Here is a 3,200-nt window from a genome sequence, read left to right as displayed (position 1 = left end):
GACAGGTTCTGGACAGCGGCGTGCCGATCCTGATGGTGGGCCTCGACGTCACCATGCAGGTGCTGATCGAGGCGCCGCAATATGCCGAGCTCGCGACCATCGACACGCCGCTCGGACGGCTCGTCAACGACTGGCTGCTGTTCTACGAGAAGCTGCACCGCAACTCGATGGGCGTCGGCGGCGCCATGCACGATCCCTTGGCGCTGGCGCTGGCCATCGATCCGACATTGGTGCGCACGCGCCCTGCCCATATCGGCGTCGATCTGTCCGGCACCTACGCCTTCGGCGCGACCATCGCCGATTACTGGGGCGAGCGCGGTGAAAAGGACAATGCCCGCATCGCCCATGAGGTCGACGCGGACCGCTTCTTCAAGCTGATGTTCGACCTGCTGCGGGATTGAACGGAGCGCCGCGGCGCAGGCAGCGCTTCAAGATAGGAATTTTTTCTTGACTCCCTGCACTCAGCTATGGTACATTTTTGCCTATGGTGCTGATTTGCGCCAGTGACCCGCCGCACAGGCGGGTTTTTCGTTTGATGCTCCGTCAAATCTCCCGCGCGACGAATTCAGCCGCGTGAGATGACAGGGTCAGTTGAGCTGGTTGAGGATTCCAGAGCTGCTCGCGACCGTCAAACTCCTGTAGATCAGGAACGCCAGCGTACAGATCGCGGCCAGCGAGATCGGCACGCCGAACGGCACCACGCCCTTGCGGTCCAGATGCTGGACGACAAGCCGAAAAGCACCCGCGGGCAGCATGAACGGGTTTTTCACGATGACCGCGGTTGCCAAAGCGAAAACCAGAAGCAGCACTGAAAACACTGCGAGAGCGCTGCCGCTGATCAGGAATGGCACGACTGCCAGCAGCTTGACATCGCCGGCGCCGATCTTGCGCAAGACCCAGAAGGGCAAGAGCGCGACGAACAGCAGAAGTCCGGCGAGAGCGCTCAGCCCCATGTCCCACCACGAGCCTGACTGGAGCGACAGCAGCAGCAAGCCCCCGGCCCCCAGGCAGAGCAGCAGCAGCACGTCGCGATTGGAAATCTTCTGCGTCTTGAAGTCGAGCCAGCCAATCCTTGCCAGCAGAGGGATGGCGAGCACCTTCAGCAGCAGCGCTTCGACGAGCAGCATGCTAGCGCTCGACGTTCTGCACGCTTGACGACAAAAGCTTCAGATTGTTGGCGACGGTCGGGTCGTTGGGCGCCAATTCGTAAGCCTTGAGAAAATTCGAGCGCGCATCCTGCAGCTTGCCGCGCAGCAGGTAGGAATAGCCGACATTGTTGTAATATTCAGGCGTCGCGCCGACCAGCTTGAACGCCTTGGCATAGGCCTTGTCGGACAGGTCGAAGCGGCGGATCCGGTCGGTGCAGGCGGCAAGTCCCATCCAGGCGTTGCCATCATTGGGCGCCAGTTGCGTCGCCTTGAAGAACAGCGCGCCGGCATTGCCGTAATTCTCGGCACGGAACTGGTTCTTGGCCTCGGCGACGGCCTGGTCCGAGGCGTAATATTCGACATCGCTGACCGTCTTCAGCCCATCGAAAGCGTCGCCAAAAGACGTCACGTCGCCTTTCGATGGTTCGTTGGTGCGCACGACCCCGTCGGTTATGTCCGCCGTCTGGCAGCCGGCAAGCATTATCAACAGACAGGCTGCCGCCGCGTTAGCCCTCTTCATATAGATTCCCCCAAGGGTCTCGGACCTCATATTAGAATCAGATCATACACGCAACTAGAAGATAATGCCCCTCATGCGGATGATCACCGGCAGCATGATAACCATCATAACCACAGGGAAGATACACAGCCCCAACGGAATCATCATCTTCACCGGCAGAGAGTTGGCGCGTTCCTCTGCACTCAGAATTCGTTGCCCGCGCATCTCGGCGCTATAGACACGCAATGCATCGGTGAGACTGGTGCCGAGTTCTTCCGATTGCCTAAACAGGACAGCCAGTGCCCTGGCTTCGTCAAGCCCGATACGATCGGCGAGTTCGCGCAATGCCTCCCGCAACGGCTTGCCGGCACGCAACTGCAAATTCATGATCGACAGCTGTATTCCCAGCCATTTGTGGGTGCCAGCCATCTCATGACTGACGCGTTCGACTGCCCCCTCCAGGCTCATGCCGGCATCGGCGCAGGTGATCATCATGTCCATGAAGTCGGGGAAAGCTCGGCGATAGATCTGTTTCTGGCCGTTCTCGAAACGGTCGAGCAGAATGGCGGGAAGCACGATGCAGGCCAGGCCGAACAGGGCAGAACCTGCAAGGGTAATGAAACCCGGCAGGTGCGACGGCAGAGCCCGCGACAGGAGTGCATACATTGCCAGAAAGCCGACGCAGACCGCGACAAGGCGGCACAGCGTATAAATCAGCGGTGCGCTTGATTGATAAAAGCCGGCGCGAAACAGCTTCGCTTCCAAGGCGTTTGGCTCTTCCCGCTCCTTCTCGATCGACTTGAAGTAGGCATCGACCGGCCGTTGCGCCGAAATCTTGGCAAGCTGGTCTTGCCCGAGCATGGATCGACGGTCTGCGATTCCTTCACCCATCAGGCTCTGCGCGACAAGCTTACGGGTTTGCAGAGCTGGCAGAAAGACTAACGCACCGAACAGGAAAAGGGACACCGCCGCCGCGAAGACGACGATAGACACCAAGAAACCCAGATCCTGAATGTTCGAAAACAATTCTTTCGTCGCTCCCAGTCAGAAATCGAAAGTAACCATCCGGTACATGATGAAGTCGCCAAGCAGCGCCCACAACCCAAAAAGCATAAATATCGGGAAGACGAGCGGGTTGCTCCAAACGGCTCCGTAATAGGATGGGGCAAGGATTTGAAGCGTGAGGAACATCACAATAGGAAACAAGGAGATGATCCACGCGGAGACGCGACCTTCGGCCGAAAGCGCCCTAATTTTCATTCGCAATTTCTGCCGTTCACGCAGAACGGAGGAAAGATTGGCCAGAATTTCGGTCAAATTGCCGCCCGTCTTGGCCTGAATCGACAGCGATACCGACAGCAGCTGAAGCCCCTCGAAGCCGACGCGCTGCGAAAGCTTCCGCACGGCCTGCTCGATGCTGAGACCAAAGGTGATCTCATCGGAGACGATGCCGAATTCAGTGCCCAACGGATCCGGCATTTCGCGTGCGACCAGACCGATCGCGATCGAAGCGGGATGTCCGGCGCGCAGCGAACGAACGATCATGTCGAGCG

Annotated in this window: 5 protein-coding genes; 1 reads left to right on the top strand and 4 read right to left on the bottom strand. The window is 58.8% G+C overall.

Annotation, left to right across the window (positions count from 1 at the left end; genetic code table 11):
* The coding region (locus EN964_RS29895) for a nucleoside hydrolase (RefSeq protein ID WP_164776084.1) at positions 1-401 on the top strand (401 nt) is incomplete at its 5' end.
* A 186-nt stretch (positions 402-587) separates the two neighbouring features.
* Here the strand turns inward: EN964_RS29895 and EN964_RS29890 are convergent.
* From EN964_RS29890 to EN964_RS29875, 4 genes are all read right to left on the bottom strand, one after another.
* Positions 588-1,127 (bottom strand): prepilin peptidase, encoded by a 540-nt coding sequence (locus tag EN964_RS29890; protein ID WP_127269132.1) that lies wholly within the window; start codon positions 1,125-1,127, stop codon positions 588-590.
* A 1-nt stretch (position 1,128) separates the two neighbouring features.
* On the bottom strand, positions 1,129-1,668 hold the full coding sequence (locus EN964_RS29885) for a tetratricopeptide repeat protein (protein ID WP_127269131.1): 540 nt from the start codon (positions 1,666-1,668) through the stop codon (positions 1,129-1,131).
* Positions 1,669-1,722: 54 nt separating this feature from the next.
* Positions 1,723-2,673, bottom strand: coding sequence for a type II secretion system F family protein (locus EN964_RS29880; protein WP_127269130.1), 951 nt, complete (start codon positions 2,671-2,673; stop codon positions 1,723-1,725).
* Positions 2,674-2,691: 18 nt separating this feature from the next.
* Positions 2,692-3,200, bottom strand: a 509-nt coding sequence (locus EN964_RS29875) for a type II secretion system F family protein (RefSeq protein WP_164776083.1), incomplete at its 5' end; no start/stop codon positions are given.

The organism is Mesorhizobium sp. M7A.F.Ca.CA.001.10.2.1 (assembly GCF_003998575.1).
Classification (GTDB): domain Bacteria; phylum Pseudomonadota; class Alphaproteobacteria; order Rhizobiales; family Rhizobiaceae; genus Mesorhizobium.
The sequence above is the reverse complement of the archived record's forward strand: the minus strand, read 5'-3'. Positions and strand labels throughout refer to the sequence as shown.